This is a genomic window from Paenibacillus sp. GXUN7292 (assembly GCF_050864975.1).
Lineage (GTDB): Bacteria > Bacillota > Bacilli > Paenibacillales > Paenibacillaceae > Pristimantibacillus.
In genome coordinates this window covers 119,621-141,283 of the sequence record NZ_JBOZWO010000009.1, presented here as the reverse complement: position 1 = coordinate 141,283, position 21,663 = coordinate 119,621, and the positions used below count along the sequence as shown (strand labels likewise).

The window sequence follows — 21,663 nt, the reverse complement described above, 5'->3', positions numbered from 1 at the left end:
TTAAAATGTATAGATTTGATCATGTTATTATATTTAAATTAAAGGAGTGTAAATATTGATGAAAGCTAGTAAAAGTGTTCTTATAATTTTGTCATTTATTTTGATACTCCCATTTATTGGACAAAACTTCACTCCACCGTCAGTTGCTGCTGCTGGGAATAATTTGCTTGATAATGGAGACTTCGAAATAGTTGAGTCCAATAAACCAGCTGGCTGGAAACTTTCGTTACCAAGTATGGGGACTGAAACTTATGAGGCATCCAATGACCACGTGTATAGAGGTTCTTATAGCGTTCGTATCGATGACCAATCAGATGTTCAAACAGTGGGATTGCGAAGTGACAAAGTTTCCGTTGTTCCCGGACAAGATTATACGGCATCGGTCATGGTGTACATTATAAACGGTGAATCGTCACTATATCTGGAGTTTTGGAATGCCTCCGGTTCCAGAATTAGTACAAAATCTGTAGGAAATAATTCGAATAAAAATTGGGTGGAAATGAATGTGAGTTCTGAAGCGCCTGCTAATGCTACGCATGCGACCATTTTGTTATATTCAAATAGCACTAATGTTGGAACCGCTTACTTTGACGATGCTTACTTTGGAATTGCAGTCATGCCTTTGGCATTGTTGGAGGCAAGGATCAGCACCGGGAGAACCGATTACTACATTGGTCAAAAACTGGAACCCGCCATCGAAGCTGTAATGAATGATGGCTCAACTCTTCCATTGGAAAATGCCTCCGTAACCGTTACGAGTTCAGATGATGCTGTAATTGCTGTGTCAACATTACCGAACCAACGCTGGTCACTGGAAGCATTGACAGAAGGTGAAGCACGCATTACTGTCAAGATCACATACGGTGAGCGGGAGGGGCTCGCCTTCGTTGATTTGAATATATTAGATAGCGCGAATATACAGAGCAGCAAGCAACGTTCGACCATCTATACAGACGAAAAGATAGCGAATGCCCGCCATAATATTGAACTATACGATTGGGCGAGATATGAGCGCGACAATGCGGTCACTCTCGCTGACAGCTATGAAGTATTGGGCCTCGATTTCTGGTGGAGTTTGATTACTCCGCAGTCCATTCCACGGGGTTACGCGGTCAATCAGGTAAAAGGAAGTCCGGTAACTGGCACTGCGATTAATCAATTCGGGAATTATCCTTATCGGTTGGATCCTATTAATCACCCATGGAAAATCCAGGATCCTACAAATGACATGTGGTATCCATGTAATGATTTTGGCGCGTATTATGAAAGTGGTTTAGTGGATGGCGTATTCGTGAAATCAACTGCGAATGCATCACTGCTGACGAATACTTCTTGTCCCGGCAAACCGGCGGACTGGGGGATCGATGATGGTTCGGGATGGGTGGACGCTAGTGGAAATCGTTTTACTTTCATAGCGTATTATAATCATTGGGCGATCTGGTATGGTGCTAATGCACTGCTTCCCAAGGCGCTTCAAAGTCTTCGCGATGCGTATTTGTTTACAGGCGATGAAAAGTATGCTGCTACTGGAATTGTAATTCTGGATCGCATTGCTGATCTTTATCCGGATATGGATTTGCGCATTTATAAGCCGGCGCAAGGTTATTTGAATTCTGACGGCGGCACTGGCGGCAGAGGAAAAGTCGTCGGTTCAATTTGGGAAAGTTTGATGGTTCAGGATTGGATTCGGGCATACGATGCTTTTTTCCCGGCAATGGATCATCCAGGCGCTCTAGCCTTTTTGCAGAACAAGGCCAATAGCACAAGCAGCTTGACACCAAAAAATTCCGCTGCAGCTATTCGCAAAAACATTGAAGACGGAATCTTGAAGCAAATTTATCCGGCGATTCAGAATGACCTGATCCGCGGTAATGAAGGTATGCATCAATTAACATTGGCACTTGCAGCTGTTGTTTATGATACCTTCCCTGAAACCAAGGAGTGGCTGGACTTTAATTTCCAGGCAGGCTCCTATGTATCCAGCGAACATAAAATCACTGGCGGAAACATCTTGCCGTTATTAGTCAGCAAGGTGGATCGGGATGGTCATGGAGATGAAACAGCCCCGCTCTATAATAGGCTTTGGTTCGATCAATTCAAACAAGTAGCTGATGTACTGCAAGGATATGATAAATATCCGGCTGCCGATTTGTACCAACATCCTAAATTCAAGAAGATGTTCGATGCCTACTACCCTTTAACTTTATCAGACCAATTTACAGCTCATATCGGTGACTCTGGCGGCACAGGGAATGGCGGCATTATTACGAAAGCTATTGATTTTGTAGATGCTTTCAAAATATATGGTGACCCAATCTATGCACAATTGGCCTACCAATTGAATGGAAGAACGATTGGTGGCATCAGAGGCGATATTTTTGATGCTGATCCAAGTCAACTTACAAACGACATTGCCGATGTGATCGCACAATATGGTACATTCAAGCCGCAAAGCAATCATTTGACGGGCTATGGTTTCAGTGTGCTGAGAGCCGGACAAAACTATACGATGGCTGCGATCAATCCAATTTTCTTTACCGACATGAGAATTATCGAATTATCGGAAGGAACCTCCACGAAATATTTCCCTGCTTCCAGTACGCTGCAATTCGAAGCGATCAACGCTCAGTCTGCGATCTCCTTCGAATTTAATGTTGAAAAGCACGGCGTATTTGATTTGGATCTGCGGCCATTCACCGCGGCCAGTTATGGCGATTATGATATCTATTATGACGATGTGAAGATAGCGACGCATTCTTTTACTGGAACGCTGGCCGCCAACTCACCATCGGTCACACTTGCAAAAGATTTGAACATCACCCCTGGCAAGCATAAACTTACTTTCCGCTCAGCAGGCTCAGGCAATGGAAGCTCCTATAAGTTTGGAGCAATTAGTATTAGTTTGATTGATGAAAGCAGCCGTCAACAGATGGAACTGGCAAATACATTCGGAAATGAAATTCGGGAATTGTTCATGTATTATGGGAGGTCCGGATCATCACATGCACATGCCGATTCTTTGAATCTAGGTGTTCTCGCCTATGGCTATGATTTAGCGCCCGATCTTGGTTATCCAGAGCGCACCGGAGCTTGGCCAAGCCGCATAGAATGGAGCAGTCATACGGTCAGCCACAATACAGTACTAGTAGACCGCTCGCGGCAGAAAGCACTTTGGGGAGCTACACCACTACATTTTGAAGGAAATGGTCCGATACAATTAATCGATGTGGACGCATCAGACGCTTATGACCAAACATCGCAATATCGTCGAACTGCAGCTATGATTCATGTAGATGACAGCCGATCTTATATGGTCGATCTTTTCCGAATTGCAGGCGGTGATGAACATCACTACAGCTTTCATGGCGGAGAAGGCACGGTTGCCACAGATGGCTTGCAACTGATCAGTCAGCCTACAGGAACGCTTGCAGGTCCCGATGTAGAGTACGGCGTTCGTCCCGCAAATGATAGTGTTCCAGGCACCGGGTATATGGGCAGTGGATTTCACTATTTGAAAGATGTCGAGAAAGATGAATCTGTGACGCAACCATTCAGTGTCGACTGGACAATGAAGAATAATGGAATCAACAACAAAGAAGTTCACATGAAACTAACCATGCTGAACGATGTAAGCAGTGTAGCACTGGCAACAGGTATTCCACCAGTCACTGGTCAAAATCCAGGAGAGTTGCGCTACATGATGGCAGAGCGCAAAGGTTCCGATATTCATTCTGTTTTCGCTTCGGTTATTCAGCCGTATGTTGGCACACCATTTATAGATGAGATCGAGAAAGTATCCGTAACCTACAATGGTCAAATCGTTTCTGATGAGGAAGCTGTCGCTATTAAAGTAGTGATCGGGGAGCGAACGGATTGGATCATCCAAGCGATGGACCGCAACAAATTGTACGTAGTAGATGATCGTATTGCATTCCAGGGCTATTTTGGAACCTATATAGAGCAAAGTGGAAAAGAAGCACAAGCTTATCTGAACGATGGTGTAACGCTCGGTTACACAGATAATCCGTTAATCGCGAAAGTGACGGATCGTGTAGAAGGAACGATTGTTGATTTCACCAGAATTTTAACAGACGACAATCAAATTACGATTCAAACAACCGCTCAAAGCACATCTGAACACATGCTAGAACAATGGATTGGTCGCTATATTCATGTGGCGAATCAGTCCGGGAGAAATGCTGTTTATGAAATTAAGAGCGTCGATTCTATCGGTACAGGGCAATATATTTTACATTTGGGCAACAGTACACTTATCCACCGCTACGTCGACGATCACGACTTCAGTAAAGGGTTTGTATACGATATCGCACCGGGGGATGTGTTCTATATACCGTTATCATATATCCGGGAAGGCGGCAGTGAGTCCACGCAGGCATCGCTGACAGTTAATGGCTCTGTGTCACAGGCTAGCACCGGCACAGCTGGTCGACTAAGCGTAACGGTTGTTGATCCTATTAGTGGATCGGCAGATGTTACAGCTCTGGCATCATACACAAGCTCGGACAACTCCGTAGCCGAAGTGCTTGCCGGCGGTGTGATCTTGTACAAAGCGGCAGGCACGACGATTATTGGCGCAACCTATGGCGAACTTGCGGCAGAACCGTTGGAGATTCAAGTTGTTGGTACGGCGGCGAGTACCGCCGCGCCGGGCAAACCAATCTTGTCTCACAACAACGGTCATGATACTGGCTTGCGCGATGGCGACTACACTGTAGCGATGAATATGTGGTGGGGGAATAATGGTTCCGTTTATCGTCTGTATGAGAATGATGTACTGATTGAGACGAATGTGATAATCGACCATTCGCCGACAACGCAAACAACAGCAACAGCCATTAGCGGTCGTGCAAACGGCGTTTATACGTATCGTGCAGAGTTAATTAATGGTTACGGTGTTACAACAAGTAATCCGCTTATTGTCACCGTGACTGACGCAACTCCGGGTACGCCAGTCCTATTTCATGACAACTGGGACGGTGATGGCAGCTTCGCTGTAACGATGAATATGTGGTGGGGAACGAACGGAACCGCGTATCGTCTATATGAGAACGGTGTGCTCATAGACGAACAGCCGTTAACCGCAGCAACACCAGGAGCTCAGACTGCACGGATACAGATCAGCGGTAAGCCGGTCGGCACATACGTGTATCGCGTCGAGCTTCTCAATGAGGCAGGCGTCACTTCCAGCGCTGTATTAAGCGTAACAGTTGTCCGGTAACGACTATATCAATAGGGACAGTCCCTCCCTCGTGGATATACTATGTTTTTTAAGAGGAACGCCATCAGGCGTTTTTCTTTTTGCTCAAATATCATATAACGATTATATTGAGACTGTCGATTAATTGTGGATAGTTGCAACAAGTAATAGAAAGGGGGGCCACTGCGATCAAGATTGGGATTCCGACCGCTGTTGTAGTCTAATTTTTATGAATAAATAACCCCTGTAAAGGAAAAAATTAGCCTACAAAGGCGGACGCTAGCGCTTCTCCATTCCCATTCTTGCTCTCCGTTTCCCCTTTCTCATTGCTTATCAATAGTTGCCCACAATTAATCGACAGTCTCATATTGACATTTCATTCGGAGGTTCGCACTGTCATTCATTCTATAGTAAGAGTGGAGTATGGTAAATCGGCAAGGCTGCGGCAACTGCTCCAACAAGTACGTCAGATATCGGATGGATGCAGCCCGTTTTTCTTGGCTATCTCATTTCGATCTTCTTGTTGCTGCATAGCTAACTACGCATACTTTTAAACTAAGTGCATTTCATATAGTTAGTTTTAAGAAATTTAGCTAATTTTCGATTCTAAGGGGAAAAACTACAGTTAGTTTTGAGCATTTTGCAAAATACAGCGGTTTTTGATCAAACTAGATGCAGGAAATGTATTTAGATTCCTTTTTTCAGCGAAAAAGGAGAAACTAGATGCACAAAATACATTTAGTGCTCGCATTTGGTAGTTTCTTCAACGTCTATTTGTGACTCACCGCGCGATTTGATTCCGACCCGCGCCTTCAAACGCGAAATCAAGAGCTTGCCATTATTCAATGGCAAGCAATTCCCTAATGTCCTGCTCGGTCAAAGTGGCGGCGGCGTGCTGATCAGGCTGTATAATGGCATCGATCAGATTTTTTTTGCGCTGCTGAAGCTGGAGCATTTTTTCTTCGATTGTTCCTTGCGCAATAAGTCTAATTACTTGAACAACCTTTTTCTGCCCAATCCGGTGCGCACGATCAGCAGCCTGATCCTCGACAGCAGGGTTCCACCATAGATCATACAGAACAACGGTATCAGCGCCGGTCAGGTTCAGTCCCGTACCGCCAGCCTTTAAGGAGATAAGGAAGATATCCTTCTCGCCCTGGTTGAAGGCTTCGCATAGCGCAAGCCTATCGCGTGCAGGTGTAGCGCCATCGAGATAAAAGTAAGGTACACCCATATAGCCAAGCTCGCGGGCAATGATGCTGAGCATTTCTGTAAACTGGGAAAAAATAAGCATTCGCTTGCCTGAGCTGCGGCATTCTTCAATAATTTGAAACAGCTGCAGCAGCTTGCTCGATCCGCCAGTGTAGCCGTCAACGAATAGAGCAGGGTGGCAGCAGAGCTGCCTTAGCCGAGTCAGGCCGGCTAAAATTTTTATGCGCTCTTTGCCAAAGGTATCCTGGTCCAGATGCTTTAATGTATCCTGGCGAAGCTTTGCTAAATAAGCAAGGTACAATTTTTTCTGATCTGCCAGCAGCTCGCTTGCTTGGGTTGTTTCAATTTTGGGCGGCAGCTCGCGCGCGACATCGCTCTTCAATCTTCGCAATAGGAAAGGTGCCGAACGCTTCGCGATTAATTCGTGAGGCATGTAACGGAATATGTCCCTATCATCGAAAAGCTCTGGAAATACTGCATGAAAGATAGAACGCAAATCTTCGATCCGATTTTCAATCGGCGTTCCTGTCAAAGCGAATTTATGCTTGGCTGCTAGAGCTTTAACAGCAAGGGCGGTTTGCGTAGTTTCATTTTTGAAAAATTGCGCTTCGTCTAACAGCAAGGTATGAAAATGATGCTTTTTGTAATGCTCGATATCCTGCCGCAGCATAGGGTAAGATGTAATTAGAACATCCATCTTCTGTTTATTGGCAATCATTTGCTTACGCTTTGCATAGGTGCCGTCAACTACAGTGGCTTTTATCTCGGGTGCAAATTTGGCCAGCTCATTTAACCAGTTGTAGGTCAGCGATGCAGGGGCGACGATCAAAGCAGGCTGCTTTCCGCGAATCTCATCAAGCATGGACAGCAGGAAGGCAATGCTTTGCAGCGTTTTTCCTAATCCCATATCATCCGCGAGTATTCCACCACAGCCGTAATAAGCTAGCGTGCGCATCCATTGATAGCCAAATTTCTGATAGCCTCTCAAAATCGGGTCTAGCGAAGGCGGAATAGGAAAGTTTAATTGATCCGGATGCTTAATATTATCCAGCCGCTCGCGCAAGGCGCGGCTCAGCTTGAAGGATGAACCGATATCGTCCGGAAATTGCAATAGCGACAAGGCACGCACCGCAGGAGCATGTCCAGCCGCGCCATCCCATGCGATATGGTGCAAGCCAATTTCATTCATAAGCTTGATTAGCCGCTCAAACCCGCTTCCGCGCATTGGAATTAAGGAGCCATTGCTTAATTTAAAGTAGCGCCGCTGTACTTCAATTGCTTTAACCAGCTCGCGAATTTCCTGCTCGGAAATGCCGTCAAGCTGCAGCTTGAATTCCAGCCAGTCTGTCCGCTCATTAAAGCTCAAATGGACGATAGGGTGAAGCTGCTCGGCGAACAATCTTTCCTTAACAGCCGTTGTGGCGTAAATGTCTGCCAAATGCTCAAGCTCTGGCACAAGCTCATAGAGCATCATAAATTGGGTTTCCTCATCCTCAATTATAAATCCGCCTTCTGTGCGAAAAATGTGATCGTGCTCAAGCAGACCTATTATTTGTGCTTCTTTCTCGTTATCATAAATAAGAATCCGCTCAGCTCCGCGAGCACTCGTTCTATCTGCCAGCGGATTAATAATAATATCCCCATATTGAAACTCCACCCCGACGAGCAGCCGATCCTTGACTCGATCCAAATAGATGCGTGCTTTAAGCGGATATTGCACGACCTTATCAGCTATACTGTCGGCCAGCTGTACCTCGCCCAGCTTTTTTAGTGATGGGATAACTTGGTCAATATAAGTTTCCATATGATGGCCTGGTATAAAAATAGCGGTGCTATTTATACGCTTCGTTACTTGCTGCAGCTGAGCAAGCAGGCTGCATTCCTGCTCTCCAACATCAATTAAGCTTCCGTCTGAAAAGGCGAGCCTGTAATCTGGCATTAAAGTAAGATCATTTAGACCATCTGCTATAAGCTCGTAACCATTTTTCTGATTGCTGTGCTCTTGAAAATGGAAATGTACAGGCAGCGGCTGTTGAAAATGAAGCAGCCGGTTGAATACGGTTTGCATGCTGCCTCTCGTTTCATCGATCACTCTGACATGCTTGATCGCCTCCAGCTTAGGCATAAGCTGCTCCCATGCCAGCGGAGGGATAAACAGCATCCGCTCACTGCTTTTTCTTGGACGCGTAAGAGGCTCCTCGTAAAGCTGCTCCTGCAGGGCAAGCTGAATTAGCTGCTCGATGATGTCAAAGTCTGTAGCAGAAAAACGATGCTGCTTTGGCAAATAGGTGAATTGACTTGTAAATACATAGGAGGCTTTTCGTACGATGCGCTGCAGCAGCAGCTTCAACTGCTGTGCGACATATAATCTGGCAGTCCCAATGCGGAGCTCCAGCATAATGATCGTTCGCCCCGACTCATTGCTTGTCAGCTTTATAATATATTCAACAGACAGCTCTGTTCTGGCATCATGAATATAGGAATTGCTGGCAGGCGGCAGCTTTTGCTCATGAAATATGGCCAGCAGCTGCTCAGATGCCTCACTGGCTGAAGTGCGCTGCGAATTGACCGATAATGCCGTATGTTTTTGAACTTCAGTGGATAAAGACATAGTGCTCATGCTGTCATCGTTATGATCGCCAAAAATCATTTGCCGCAAAGACAGAATTCCAGCAACAATATGCTCACAATAGGAGTCTTTATGAATAGTGCAAAAGCAGGAAGCTTCGATCCGATCCTGCGAATCTATATCAATGACTACAAATTCCTTGCGTTTGCTGTGTATGGTCGCTTCATAATGTGAATTCTCTGCATCAAATATTAACCATTCCACACGCTCAGCCTTTACGTATGACAGGCCTTGTTCATAAACAGCTTGTCCGCTAAGCTTGTCAATTGACAGCAAGGTAAGAACATTATTTTTCATGTACATCCCTCTTTAACATTTAGGAGTGATAGTAATAGTATACTATACATTTGAAGGGAGCTTACTGCAATGCCGTTCACTTTCTCGCATCCTATATTTGCTGCGCCGCTTAAGCTGGTCAAGCCTCGCTATTTGAGCATAACGGGATTAATTCTGGGCAGCATGTCGCCTGACTTTGAGTATTTTATTGCACTGGAGCCTTTTCAAAGCATCGGTCACACTTGGCAGGGCTTGCTGCTGCAAGCATTTCCGCTATGCCTATTATTTGCTCTTTTGTTTCATAAAATAGTGAAGGGGACTGCTGCTTTGCATTTGCCCGATTGGGGCGGCATCAATAGCAAGCTCTATCGTATCGCATTGAATAATAGCTGGAATTTACGCTCGCTTGCAAAGCTTTTTATTTTTTTCGCTTCAGTGAGCATCGGTTTTTTAACTCATATTCTAGTTGATGCTTTTACACACAAGCATGGTTTTTTCGTAACGCAGATCCCATTTTTAGAGCAAATATATGGAGGCATTCCTGTATACAAGTGGCTGCAGCGCGGTTTATCCTTGTTAGGCTTGGCAGCAGAGGCGGTTATATTGCTGGCTTTATTCACTAAACAGCCGGACAGGCTGAACGGGCAGGAACGGCAAGCTGTGCAGGCTGTAACCACAAAGGAGAAACGGGTGTATTGGCTGCTCGTTTTTACCGCTATGCTCGCCGTAACGGGAATGAAGCTGCTGCTGACAAGCAGCGCAAATATAATTGGAATATTAGTTGTAGCACCAATAAGCGGGTTTATGCTAGGTGTGCTGGCAGCATCAATTGTGTATAAATTTCGCTAAGAAGAACATTGACATTTATAACTGTATGAAATAAAATCACAGTATCCTTGCGTGGGAAGAGGGGGATAATTTGAATAGCGAATTTACTGTAGCTGTGCACAGCTTGGCATTGCTCGCTTATTTGCCGGAACGAATGGCCAGCAGCGATTATATCGCTCGCAATGTAGCAACTAATCCGACCAGAATTCGCAAAGTTATGGGCTCGCTTCGAGAGAAGGGCTTCGTTAAGACGAAGGAAGGGATCGGCGGAGGTTATATGCTTAACTGCGATCCGGATATTTTAACGCTGGCTGATATTTACAGAACGATGTCTGAAGGTACCTTGAAGCCGCATTGGTGCTCAGGAAACCCGGAAGAGGAATGTGTTATTTCCGCGAATATGCAGCATGTCATGGACCAGTTCTTTACGGAGGCTGAACAGCATTATGTAGCTTATTTGGAAAAAAGTACGCTAAGCACAGTGATCAATCGATTGAAGCTGTGCCAACAGCAGCATGAAGGTGAATAAAATGTCGAACAATATGAAAGTTCCATTATCAATATTGGACGTGTCTCCTATAGTAGAAGGAGGCTCCGTTAAGCAATCGCTGCAAAATACGCTTGATCTGGCGCAGCATGCAGAAGGCTGGGGCTATAATCGCTTCTGGCTGGCTGAGCATCATAATGCGCCTAATATTGCGAGCTCCGCTACGTCAGTTGTAATCGCCCATGTGGCAAGCGGAACGAATACGATCCGTGTAGGAGCAGGCGGCATCATGCTGCCAAACCATGCGCCGCTAGTTATTGCCGAGCAGTTTGGCACGCTGGATGCGCTCTATCCAGGCCGGATCGATCTGGGGCTTGGACGCGCGCCGGGCACGGATCATTTGACCGCAGCCGCGCTTAGAGGCAGCCGCGGCTCGAATGGTCATGATTTTCCAGAGCAGCTGGAGAAATTAAGGGCTTATTTTGATCCGAGCCGCAATGAATATGTACCTGCAGTAAGAGCGATTCCTGGCGAAGGGGCGGAAGTGCCGATCTGGCTGCTTGGATCGAGCGATTTTAGCGCGATGCTGTCCGCTCAGCTTGGTATGCCATTTGCTTTTGCAGGACATTTCTCGCCTAACTTTACAGTGCCTGCGATGAACTTGTACCGCAGCAATTTCAAGGCCGGCGTGCTGGATAAGCCCTACGGTATGGTAGCAGTAAATGTGATTGCTGCCGAAACAGACGAGGAGGCGCAATATCTTGCAACCTCCATGCAGCAATTGTTTTTGGGCTTTATACGCAACAACAGAGCGCCTGTGCCTCCTCCAGTGCGCAATATGGATGAAGTCTGGAGCGAGCAGGAGAAGATTGCGCTTGAGCATCAGCTAGGCTCTTCTATTATTGGAAGCAAGGAAACGGTAAGGGAGAAGCTGGCACAGTTTATAGAAGCGACCAAAGCGGATGAGATTATGGTGTCCAGTTATATTTATAATCATCAAGCCAGATTGCGTTCCTACGAAATAATTTCACAGCTGATGTAAGTAAGCAAGTAAGTAGGTAAGTAATTAATCGGTATAAAATACAAAGCCGCCCCAACTATATAGAGATAGAGAAAATTTGACAATAGAATAGGATGGAGAAACGATGACACTGTCAAAAAGCAATAACAGCAGAATGCTGCTGTTAATGGTCAACATGTTCATTGCCATGCTTGGCATTGGACTAATTATTCCAGTAATTCCGGAGTTTTTGCGCGAGTTCAATGCTGGCGGCAAAACAGCCGGCTACCTTATAGCCGCATTTGGAATTACTCAGTTTATTTGTTCTCCAATTGCTGGAGAGCTGTCCGATAAATACGGACGCAAGCTGATGATTGTAACAGGGCTTGTATTGTTTACAATCTCAAATTTGGTATTTGCTATGGCAGATCATGTTTCATGGCTGTATGTATCACGCTTAATAGGCGGGGTGGGCGCTGCCGCTATGGTGCCGGCTATGCTGGCTTATGTGGCTGACATTACGACAGAGGAACAGCGAGGCAGAGGTCTTGGATTGCTAGGCGCAGCAATGTCGCTAGGTTTCGTGGTCGGTCCTGGCGTGGGCGGCTTTCTTGCAGAGCTTGGCGTTCGTGCGCCATTCTACGTTTCGGCAGGAGCAGGCGCTGTTGCGATGCTCGGCTCGCTTCTTCTGGTGCCGGAATCCCTTTCCATGGAAGCGCGGACTGCTGCAAGAGCGATGAAAGAAAAAAGAGAAAATATTTTGAAGCAATTCGCAAGATCTACAAAGTCCTCTTACTTTATTTTACTCGTGCTTGTATTTACACTTACGTTCGGATTAATTAACTTTGAAGCGATATTTCCGCTATTTGTAGATGCCAAGTTCGGTTATACGACGAGACAAATCTCGATCATTATTACAGTAGGCGCTCTGGCGGGCGTTATTATTCAATCGATATATATCGGCAAGCTAATTAACCGTTTCGGTGAAAAGGCGCTTATTAACTGGACGTTTCTACTTTCAGCAGTATCGCTTGTGCTTATGCTGATAACAGGCAACTTCTACTTTATACTGATCATTACAACGATATTTTTCACGCTTACCTCGATTATGCGCCCGGCAATCAATACGCTGCTATCCAAATCAGCTGGCGAGGAGCAGGGCTTTGTAGCAGGCATGAATAATGCTTACATGAGCCTTGGCAATATTCTTGGACCGGCAGTTGCAGGCACGATCTATGATGTAGATATTAACGCTCCATATTTGCTTGGGGCAGCTGTTCTTGTGTTGAGTTTGTTCCTATCGATGTCCCGGATTAAGGTGAAAAAACAATCGGCTACTGTAGCATCGTAGTCTACGCAGCAAGGAAGGTGCAGGGATGAATCAGATCATCGAGCAGTTAATGAAGCATCGTTCGATTCGAAAATTTACGGCTGAGCCTGTATCTGAACAAATGGTGGAAAGCATTATTAGCGCAGGGCAAATGGCATCCACTTCGAGCAATGTTCAGGCATACAGCATAATTTCAATTAGCGATGCGCAAAAAAGAGCGAAGCTTATGGAGCTGGCAGGCAATCAGGCTTATATAGCGGAAAGTCCGGTGTTTCTAGTATGGTGCGCAGATTTGTATCGTTTATCCGAAGCGGCTGCGCTTCATAGCCGAAAAGCGGATCAATACGCCGATTCTGTTGAAAATTTAATTGTAGCAACAGTTGATACGGCGCTGGCAGCTCAAAATGCTGCCGTTGCTGCGGAGTCGCTCGGGCTTGGCGTCGTTTTTATTGGCGGCATTCGCAATCATATTGATGCTGTAGCCAAGGAGCTGCAGCTGCCTGAGCTGGTCTATCCTTTGTTCGGCATGTGCATCGGCTATCCTGATCAGGAGCCGATGCTAAGGCCGCGTCTGCCGCTGAGCAGTGTTCTGCAGCATAACAGCTATGACAAGCAGCAGGTCACAAGCGGTATTGCACCTTATGATCAAGCTTCTTCAGCTTATTTATTAGCACGCAGCAATGGGAAAACGAGCGTACCGTGGTCTGTGCAAATGAGCAAGCGCCTGAACGAGCCTGTCCGGCTTCATATGAAGAGCTTCTTGCAGGAGCGGGGCTTTATGAAACGTTAAAGTGATCGTGTGCTATCCCTGCTGCACTCTGTCATTATTCCAAAGTTTGCTGCAGCTGCTTGTACAAGTAATCTACCGATTGCACTGCGTAAATCGTTTTTACCTGCTTGCCCGCTTTGAACAGCAGCAAGCAAGGCACACTCGTCACTTTGAACTGCTCGCGCAGGAGCGGAGTATAGTTTATATTGGTTTTATAAATGGGCTGGGGAACACCGGCTGCCTGAACGATGCTCAGCATGCGTTCCGCAACACCGCAGGTTCCGCAGAAGGGCGTATAAAACAACAGTGCGAAGCTGCTGTCAGCTTGCTCGATAAGCGATATAATGGCTGCTTGCTGCAGTTCTTCGATAGACATAAAAAAACACTCCTAAAAAAGAATGAAAACTAATATATATAAAATATGTGGTTGATATTGAAATAATCGGGTTATTAAAGACTATAAACTTTTTTTAAAAAAAAGTGAAACTATTGTGAGGCACCCGCGTATAAGCATGTTGTAGACACAATATCAATTTCATATTATCACACACTCCAAAGGGGAGTAGCTGCTACAATAAAGTCGTCATGACGAGAATTTTCTCCGGCTTTATTGGCAACGCTTGACGTTGTTTGCGAGACCTTTGCCTATTTAGGCAAAGGTCTTTTCTGTTTTCCGGAACTGGGATATTAGAAATGGTAATGTGTGATAACTAGAAATCATCATTTATTAGGAGGAACAAACATGGATTTAGGGCTATGGCTCGAGTATGGCTGGGTTTTGCTCGTACTTATCGTATTGGAGGGCTTGCTGGCAGCGGACAACGCATTAGTGCTTGCTATTATGGTTAAGCATTTGCCTGAAAAAGAAAGGAAAAAGGCTTTATTTTATGGCCTGGCGGGAGCATTTGTATTTCGATTCGGATCGTTGTTTGCTATTTCGTACTTAGTTGATGTATGGCAGGTTCAAGCGATAGGTGCGCTGTACTTATTGTTCATGGCCTTCAATCATATATTTAGAAAAGTGGTATTCAAGAAAAAAGAATCCGGCGCTAAAGATAAGCCGGGTGAGAAAAAAGGCAGCGGCTTCTGGATGACCGTTATTAAAGTAGAAGTAGCCGATATTGCTTTTGCGGTCGATTCAATCCTGGCTGCAGTTGCGCTTGCCGTTGTATTGCCTGCTGCTCCGCTGCCTAATATTGGCGGCATGAATGGCGGACATTTCCTTGTTATTTTCTTGGGCGGCTTTATTGGGCTATTGATTATGCGATTTGCTGCCAATGTGTTCGTCAACCTGCTTGAACGCAGACCGGGGCTTGAAATTGCTGCCTTTGCAATCGTTGGCTGGGTAGGCGTGAAGCTAGCTGTATATACGTTGTCGCATCCTGCGCTAGGTGTAATCCCTGCGGAATTTGCACATTCTACAGCTTGGAAAGCATCCTTCTATATCGTTCTGGTATTGATCGGCGCATGCGGCTGGTTTTTATCCAGTGATAAGGAGAAGGCTGCGGCAGTTACTACTGCTTCGTCATCTTCATCTACTACATCTTCCTCCAAGTAGCAATTAGAATGATTTAATAGCTGCTTCCATAATAAGCTGATCAGCTGCCATCGGGGCTTGTCCTCTAGATGCGTACTGGTCAGCTTTTTTTTCATGAACATACTCTCCTTGATAGATGCTAGCCTTCAACAGCAATTATAAACTTTACGCGATCAGGTTCTGTTGCAACAATTTCGTGTATTTGTTGTATATTTAATTTATTGTATATTTAAATTGAAGTTTACGAAGAATCACTTGAAGATAGCTTAGTCTCTGGGTGAAAAAAGTAATCTAAATGCATTTTATCAAGCTGTTGAAAAAGTATTTTTCTAACGAAGCTGGCGAGATTGTCCATTCATTGTGAATGATGCCCAAACTTGCTCTCCGTTCCCTTCTTTTGCTTACCAAATGTTGCCCAAAATGAATGTACATGGTCACACGTTCCGTTATTTGCCTAAAAACCGCCATTTTTTTAATTACGCGGACACACATTCCTCTATTCGGCTCTAAATAGGACTTTTTCTTCGATTTATTTACCAATAGCGGAACGTCTGTCACTTTACCTCCTCAAAATGGTGATTTTGGGCCAAATAGCGGAACGACTGACCATCTAGCGAGGTTGTCGATTCATTGAAATAGCGCTTTTCAGAAGACTGTCGATTCATTCTGTGCAACTATTGATAAGCAATGAGAAAGGGGAAACGGAGAGCAAGATTGGGAATGGAGAAGCGGTAGCGTCCGCCTTTGTAGGCCAATTTTATCCTTTACAGGGGTTATTTCATCAAAAAAATTGGACTACAACAGCGGTCGGAATCCCAATTTTGATCGCAGTGGCACCCCTAGATGCTGCCTGTAACTTTTGTTATCAAAGCAAGAAAACTATAGTAGGCGATAGACTTGCTTGCTGCCAATATTTTTACGATGATGTTTGGATGAATTTTTGATATGATTCGTAGGTTGGCGGCAAGGAGGATCTGGTTTTTATGAAAAACAATTTTAATCGTTTAATAGTAAAAACGGCACTTATTTTGTGTGCTGCAAATATATTTTATCCGATTGCGGCTGCTGTCGCTGAAAAGGCGCTGCCTTTTGACGATATTAGTACGAGCTATGCGAAGAATGAAATTATAGATTTATATAATAAAAAAATATTGGCGGGCACATCGCCCTCCAGCTTTTCGCCGGCCAGATCGATAACAAGAGCTGAATTTATCGCAGTGCTGAATCGCTTGCTAAAGCTTGAGCCAGTGGAAACTCCAATTAATGCTTATGCTGATGTCAAGCAGAGTGCTTGGTATTACGGGTGGGTACAAGCGGCTGTTCAGCTTGAACTGGCAGCCGGAAAATCCGCTGCAGCTTTTGCGCCGGAGAAGCCGGTTACGCGCCAAGAGGCTGCTGTATGGATAGCAAGAGCGCTTAAGCAGGCGGGAAACACCCCCATTGGGTCAACTGTTTTTGGCGATGGCAGCCTAATTGCTGACTGGGCCAGCGCAGCTGCTGCTTCAGTCTATAAGCTGGGATTAATGAAAGGCGATAATAAAGGCAATTTCAGACCGGTTGAACCTATAACGAGGGAAGAAACAGCAGTACTTATTGATCGTGTGCTGCAGAAAGACAAATGGGTGAAGGAGCTGGACAAAAAGCCGGATAAAAAAATTACGATAGGCTGGCAATACGGACAAACGACCGGGCAATATATTGAGAACCTTTCTATGTCTAATGTAAACACACTAACCCCCCGCTGGTATTTCATAGAAAAGACAGGCGCTGTGCTTGATCAAACAGATCCTGAGCTTATCGCATGGGCAAAAAAAAGCGATAAACAGATTTGGGCAATGGTTGGCAACCGGTCGGATCAGGCTCTAACGCATCAAATATTGACGAATTCAGCAGCAAGCAATCATTTAATTGATCAATTAGCGGAGCTGGTGAGCCGATATGGACTGGACGGCTTGAATATCGATTTTGAAAATGTAGCGCCGAAGGATGGTCCGGCATTAACGGCATTTGTTACGCAATTAGCGGAAAGGCTGGATGCGCTCAAGGCGGTCCTGTCTGTTGATGTGTCGCCTGATTTGGGGACCGACTGGACGGAAGCATTCGATTATGCCGCACTTGGCAAGCAGGCGGATTATATCGTCATGATGGGATACGATGAGCATTATGGCGGAAGTCCCAAAGCAGGTCCGAATGCGTCGCTTCCTTACGTCAAGCATGCCATTGAAAAGCTTCTCAAGACAGTATCTAACGCTAAGGTCATACTTGCCCTGCCTTTTTATAATCGTGATTGGACGTTAAAACCAGACGGCGCTGCGTTGTCTTCTGCTTATTTGACGATTGCTGAGCAAAATGCGCTGGTCAGAGCCTACTCGCTTAAGCCTGTATGGGATGCGGAGTTAGCGCAATACGTTGTCAGTTATACGAAATTTGCAGCCGGGCACCGGATTTGGCTGGAGGAAGGCCGCTCGCTGGCCGCTAAATATAAGCTGGTGGAGGATAAAAGCCTTGCAGGCACAGCTTACTGGTACATAGGCGGAGAAAGTGAAGAAATATGGGCCGGTTTGAGGAATGCTGAGAAATTTTATCGTTATAATTTTTAATTATAAAGACTGCTGAAATAGCCGGCAGTCTTTTTTTGTGCAACAAAACGATTCAATTATAGTTTTTTTCAGGAAATTCATTAAAATATAGGTACAGGTAGAGGTTTTCACCTTAATATATAGTGACAGGTGGAAGTTTTCTCCTTTATACCTGCATGAAATATGACGAGTGACAATATTAATTTGGCGGCATCTTCTTATGCTGCAAGGAGGCGTTATGAAACGATTCTTTTTATGGCTGCATCAAAAATATGCGCGTAAGATTCAGCTCCGGTTGACGATTTACTTTTTGCTAATACTGCTGCCCTTAGTTATTGTCAGCTTGTATGTCAACTTTAGATCACAGAGCATATTGCTGGAGCGCACCATCGAAACAACGAAGGCTGCCCTTGCTTCGTCGATGGATTATATTGACGTCACTTTGCAAAATGTGGAGGAAATATCGACACTGACGACTACTGACAATGAAATTCTGAAAAAGATTAATCAAGTTAGTCCAGATTTGGATGCGCTTTCGTACATTATGTTTTCCGATGTGATGAAGGAATTGGCGGGGATTACTTCCATTAACCATATGGTTTCTCAGGTTTCCCTGTTCCATTCCGGTTCGCATATGCTGCTTACAACGAATCATGGCGGCAAAAAGCTCGAAAACAAGCAAGTGCTCGATAATTTGCGAAACTTAGCTTCTAATTATGGGACGGGCATTATGTACATTATGCCGGATTATCAGCTCTCTGAGGAGACTACCTTTGGTGCTGTGATGAACACAGACAGCATTTCGCTTATTCGAGTGATGGATCTGAACAATCCCAGCAGAGAGCCCAATTTACTTATTATGTCATTGAACAAGAAGAAGCTGCTCGATCTTATCGGCTCGCTGCTGCCTTCTCCGAATGCACAAATCAATTTGTATACGAACAAGCAAGAGCTTGTCGTCGGAACTGGCATATACGGCTCGAAAATCGTTCATATGGAAGAGTCTATACCCGGAGTATTTACCGTAAAAGCTGACTCACGCCACTATAAATGGACACTGAAGCTGTATCAGAGCGAGAAAGAGCTGTTCCGCGAAATTAACGAAACGAGATTATTCACCTATATCATTATCGGGGTCAGTGTCATTCTTGCGCTTTTAATTTCATGGGCGGTTTATTCGGGCATCGCTTATCCGATTCAAAGATTATGGAAAGGAATGAACTCTTTTGGGAGCGGTAACTTAAATGTTCGCCTTGAAAATAAGCGGATTGATGAGATAGGCTACTTGACGCGCACATTCAATAAAATGGTCGAGGATCAAAGAAATTTGATCGAAAATCATTATGAACAGCAGCTGCGGCTAGCCAATGCCGAACTGAAATTTTTACAGTCGCAAATTAATCCGCATTTTTTGTACAATACGCTCGATTCGATTTATTGGACAGCCAAAAACTATGAAGCGGCTGAAATTAGTGAAATGGTGCTTAACCTGTCGCGGTTTTTCAGACTTAGTTTAAGCAAAGGCCGCGAAACTTTTTCGGTGGAGGAAACGATTGAGCATCTTCATTTCTACATACGGGTGCAGCAGCTGCGGTTCCTCGAGTCCTTCTCGGTAAGCTACGAGCTCCAGGAGGAAAGCAAATCTGTCCATATTTTGAAGCTGCTTCTGCAGCCATTGGTGGAGAATGCGATATTGTATGGGCTGGAAAGTAAAACAGACGGCCACTTGTGGATATCCAGCAGGCTGGAAGATGCATTTCTAGTACTTACTGTTGAGGATAACGGAATTGGCATTGAAAAAGAAAGGATGGATTATATTCGCGAGCAGCTTGACCGGCTGTCCGACTTTTCTGTCGGCCCATTCTCCTTTTTGGAAGACAATGCGCAAGACGTTTATGGGCTGCGCAACGTTTTTTCGCGCATCAAATTGTTTTATGGCAATAAGGCAGAGCTTAGCATAGACAGCACGGAAGGAAGCGGAACGACGATCGAGCTTAAGCTGCCGCTGGAGCATTGCCAGGAATCCTTTAATTTGCAACCGCTTAAAAATAAGCAGCATGGGGTGAAGGAAGCATGAACTTAATGATTGTTGAGGATGAAATTCGCTTAAGAACAAGCTTGGCAAATAATATCGCTTGGGAGGAGCATGGCATTGAAGTTATAGGCCTGGCTGGGCGAGGGTATGAGGCTTTGGAAATGTACCGCCTTAAGAAGCCTGATATTGTATTGCTGGACATCCATATTCCAGAGATGGACGGCATCACGCTCGCGCGTGAAATACTGGCGATAGATGCAATGGTTAAAATTATTATTTTAAGCGGGCATGATAATTTCTCGTTTGCGCAATCAGCGCTTGAAATTGGCGTTATGAAATATTTGCTAAAGCCTGCCGGTGATACGGAAATTTTGGAATCGGTGCTGGATGCAGCCGGGCAGCTGCGCAGACAGCTGGATCAGCTGCATAATCAGGCGGCGCTGCAGCAAAAGTGGAGACAGCAGCTGCCGCATTTGCAAAACAATTTTTTCCGTAATTGGACAAGCGGCAAATATACGGAGTGGGAAATTAAAAAGTACAGCAGCGAGCTGCATATTCGGTTGTCTGCAGATGATCAATATGCGGCCGTTGTGCTGGATATGGATCCGCTGCCGGATGATGAAATGCGTTTTGGCTGCGATGACGGGCCGCTGCTTCAATTTACACTGCACAGTATCGTCGAGGAAATTTTGGAGCAAGAAAATAATGTTTGGGTATTTACGGCGCCGGAGGGCTTTACTGTACTTATTTTCAGCAGCCCGCAGTCTGAAGATGCTCAATATATGATGCTCCATGTGAATGTAACGGTTGCCAAGCTGCTGTCGAAAGTAAAAGAATGCTTGAAACTAACCGCGAGCGCAGGAATTTGCGGCGATACTTGCCGGTTGACCCAGCTTCATCTTACTTATGCCCAAGCGATACGCGCTTTGCAAAGCAGAGTCATATACGGCCATAATATTGCGATCCCTTATCGGGAGCAGAAGAGAAGCATGGCCGAGCTGTCTATTTTGCCGAATCTGGAGAAAAGATTTGAGATTGCGGTTGAAACGGGCGATGAGCCGCAGGCAGGGGAGCTCTTATTGCAATTATGGGAGCATGGGCTGGATAAGGCGGAAACGATTGATGATGTGCAGGAGCAGGTGCTTTATTTCAGCAGCATGCTGACTAAAGTAATTTTGCAGCAGGGGTGGCGGCTCAAGGAGGTGCTTGGAGCAGATTTTGATTATTTGTACAATCATCATCAGCTTGCGACCAAAGAGCAAATATATTCCTGGCTGCAGAGAGCGGTCAAGCAGATTATGGCGCATGTGCAGTATCAGCGCCAAGCAGTCAGCAATCAAATCGTGAAGCAAATTTTACAAATGATCGAGAAGGAGCTGGATACAGAATTAACGCTGCATACAGTAGCAGACCGGCTTTTTGTAAATTCTTCTTATTTAAGCCGCTTGTTCAAGCAAGAAACGGGAAAAACGTTTTCTGCTTATGTGCTGGAGCATAAAATGGAGCGCGCCAAGCAGCTGCTGCAGCAGGGAGCTAAAGTATATGATGCGGCCTATGGAGTCGGTTATCGGGACGTCAGCTATTTTACAAAAGTATTCCGCAAATATTGGGGTGTGACACCGGGCGAAGTTAAACAATGACATTCTTTTTGAAAAAAGGAAATGAGAATACCAGAAAAGGTAATGATAGCCGCCTACTACTTTAGTGCCAAACATCTTACAATGATCACAGATTGGATGCTACGAACAACTTGATTGGGGGGA

At 45.2% G+C, this 21,663-nt stretch carries 12 protein-coding genes; 10 read left to right on the top strand and 2 right to left on the bottom strand.

The features are described 5' to 3' along the window. The first annotated feature begins 58 nt into the window (after nucleotides 1-58). Complete coding sequence (locus ACRRU2_RS10435; protein WP_432501361.1) at nucleotides 59-5,239, top strand: chitinase N-terminal domain-containing protein; 5,181 nt, start codon at nucleotides 59-61, stop codon at nucleotides 5,237-5,239. An 817-nt stretch (nucleotides 5,240-6,056) separates the two neighbouring features. On the opposite strand, the gene ACRRU2_RS10430 is transcribed toward ACRRU2_RS10435, so the two are convergent. After that, the gene (locus ACRRU2_RS10430) at nucleotides 6,057-9,356 is read right to left on the bottom strand and encodes an SNF2 helicase associated domain-containing protein (RefSeq protein ID WP_432501359.1); all 3,300 of its coding nucleotides are present in this window, start codon (nucleotides 9,354-9,356) and stop codon (nucleotides 6,057-6,059) included. Between the two features lie 69 nt (nucleotides 9,357-9,425). On the opposite strand from ACRRU2_RS10430, the gene ACRRU2_RS10425 reads away from it, so the two are divergent. The 5 genes from ACRRU2_RS10425 to nfsA all read left to right on the top strand — a co-directional run bounded on the left by ACRRU2_RS10425 (nucleotide 9,426) and on the right by nfsA (nucleotide 13,770). Further along, nucleotides 9,426-10,184 (top strand): DUF4184 family protein, encoded by a 759-nt coding sequence (locus ACRRU2_RS10425; protein ID WP_432501357.1) that lies wholly within the window; start codon nucleotides 9,426-9,428, stop codon nucleotides 10,182-10,184. A 70-nt stretch (nucleotides 10,185-10,254) separates the two neighbouring features. Next, on the top strand, nucleotides 10,255-10,692 hold the full coding sequence (locus ACRRU2_RS10420) for an Rrf2 family transcriptional regulator (RefSeq protein ID WP_331699714.1): 438 nt from the start codon (nucleotides 10,255-10,257) through the stop codon (nucleotides 10,690-10,692). Nucleotide 10,693: 1 nt separating this feature from the next. After that, the gene (locus ACRRU2_RS10415) at nucleotides 10,694-11,692 is read left to right on the top strand and encodes an LLM class flavin-dependent oxidoreductase (RefSeq protein WP_432501354.1); all 999 of its coding nucleotides are present in this window, start codon (nucleotides 10,694-10,696) and stop codon (nucleotides 11,690-11,692) included. Nucleotides 11,693-11,795: 103 nt separating this feature from the next. Next, complete coding sequence (locus tag ACRRU2_RS10410; protein ID WP_331699712.1) at nucleotides 11,796-13,001, top strand: MFS transporter; 1,206 nt, start codon at nucleotides 11,796-11,798, stop codon at nucleotides 12,999-13,001. Between the two features lie 25 nt (nucleotides 13,002-13,026). Next, nucleotides 13,027-13,770, top strand: coding sequence for an oxygen-insensitive NADPH nitroreductase (gene nfsA, locus ACRRU2_RS10405; protein WP_432501352.1), 744 nt, complete (start codon nucleotides 13,027-13,029; stop codon nucleotides 13,768-13,770). 34 nt (nucleotides 13,771-13,804) lie between these two features. On the opposite strand, the gene ACRRU2_RS10400 is transcribed toward nfsA, so the two are convergent. Continuing rightward, the gene (locus tag ACRRU2_RS10400; protein ID WP_331699710.1) at nucleotides 13,805-14,125 is read right to left on the bottom strand and encodes a thioredoxin family protein; all 321 of its coding nucleotides are present in this window, start codon (nucleotides 14,123-14,125) and stop codon (nucleotides 13,805-13,807) included. A gap of 366 nt (nucleotides 14,126-14,491) precedes the next feature. Between ACRRU2_RS10400 and ACRRU2_RS10395 the strand changes: the two genes are divergently transcribed. The 4 genes from ACRRU2_RS10395 to ACRRU2_RS10380 all read left to right on the top strand — a co-directional run bounded on the left by ACRRU2_RS10395 (nucleotide 14,492) and on the right by ACRRU2_RS10380 (nucleotide 21,540). After that, nucleotides 14,492-15,307, top strand: coding sequence for a TerC family protein (locus tag ACRRU2_RS10395; protein ID WP_331699709.1), 816 nt, complete (start codon nucleotides 14,492-14,494; stop codon nucleotides 15,305-15,307). A 962-nt stretch (nucleotides 15,308-16,269) separates the two neighbouring features. Next, nucleotides 16,270-17,886 carry an S-layer homology domain-containing protein gene (locus ACRRU2_RS10390; protein ID WP_432501350.1) on the top strand — a complete coding sequence of 539 codons (1,617 nt, stop codon included), beginning with the start codon at nucleotides 16,270-16,272 and terminating at the stop codon, nucleotides 17,884-17,886. 217 nt (nucleotides 17,887-18,103) lie between these two features. Then, a complete protein-coding gene (locus tag ACRRU2_RS10385; RefSeq protein ID WP_432501348.1) occupies nucleotides 18,104-19,942 on the top strand; it encodes a sensor histidine kinase in 1,839 nt (612 codons plus the stop codon). Continuing rightward, complete coding sequence (locus ACRRU2_RS10380) at nucleotides 19,939-21,540, top strand: response regulator transcription factor (RefSeq protein WP_432501346.1); 1,602 nt, start codon at nucleotides 19,939-19,941, stop codon at nucleotides 21,538-21,540. The genes ACRRU2_RS10385 and ACRRU2_RS10380 overlap by 4 nt, the downstream gene beginning before the upstream one ends. Nucleotides 21,541-21,663: the final 123 nt, after the last annotated feature.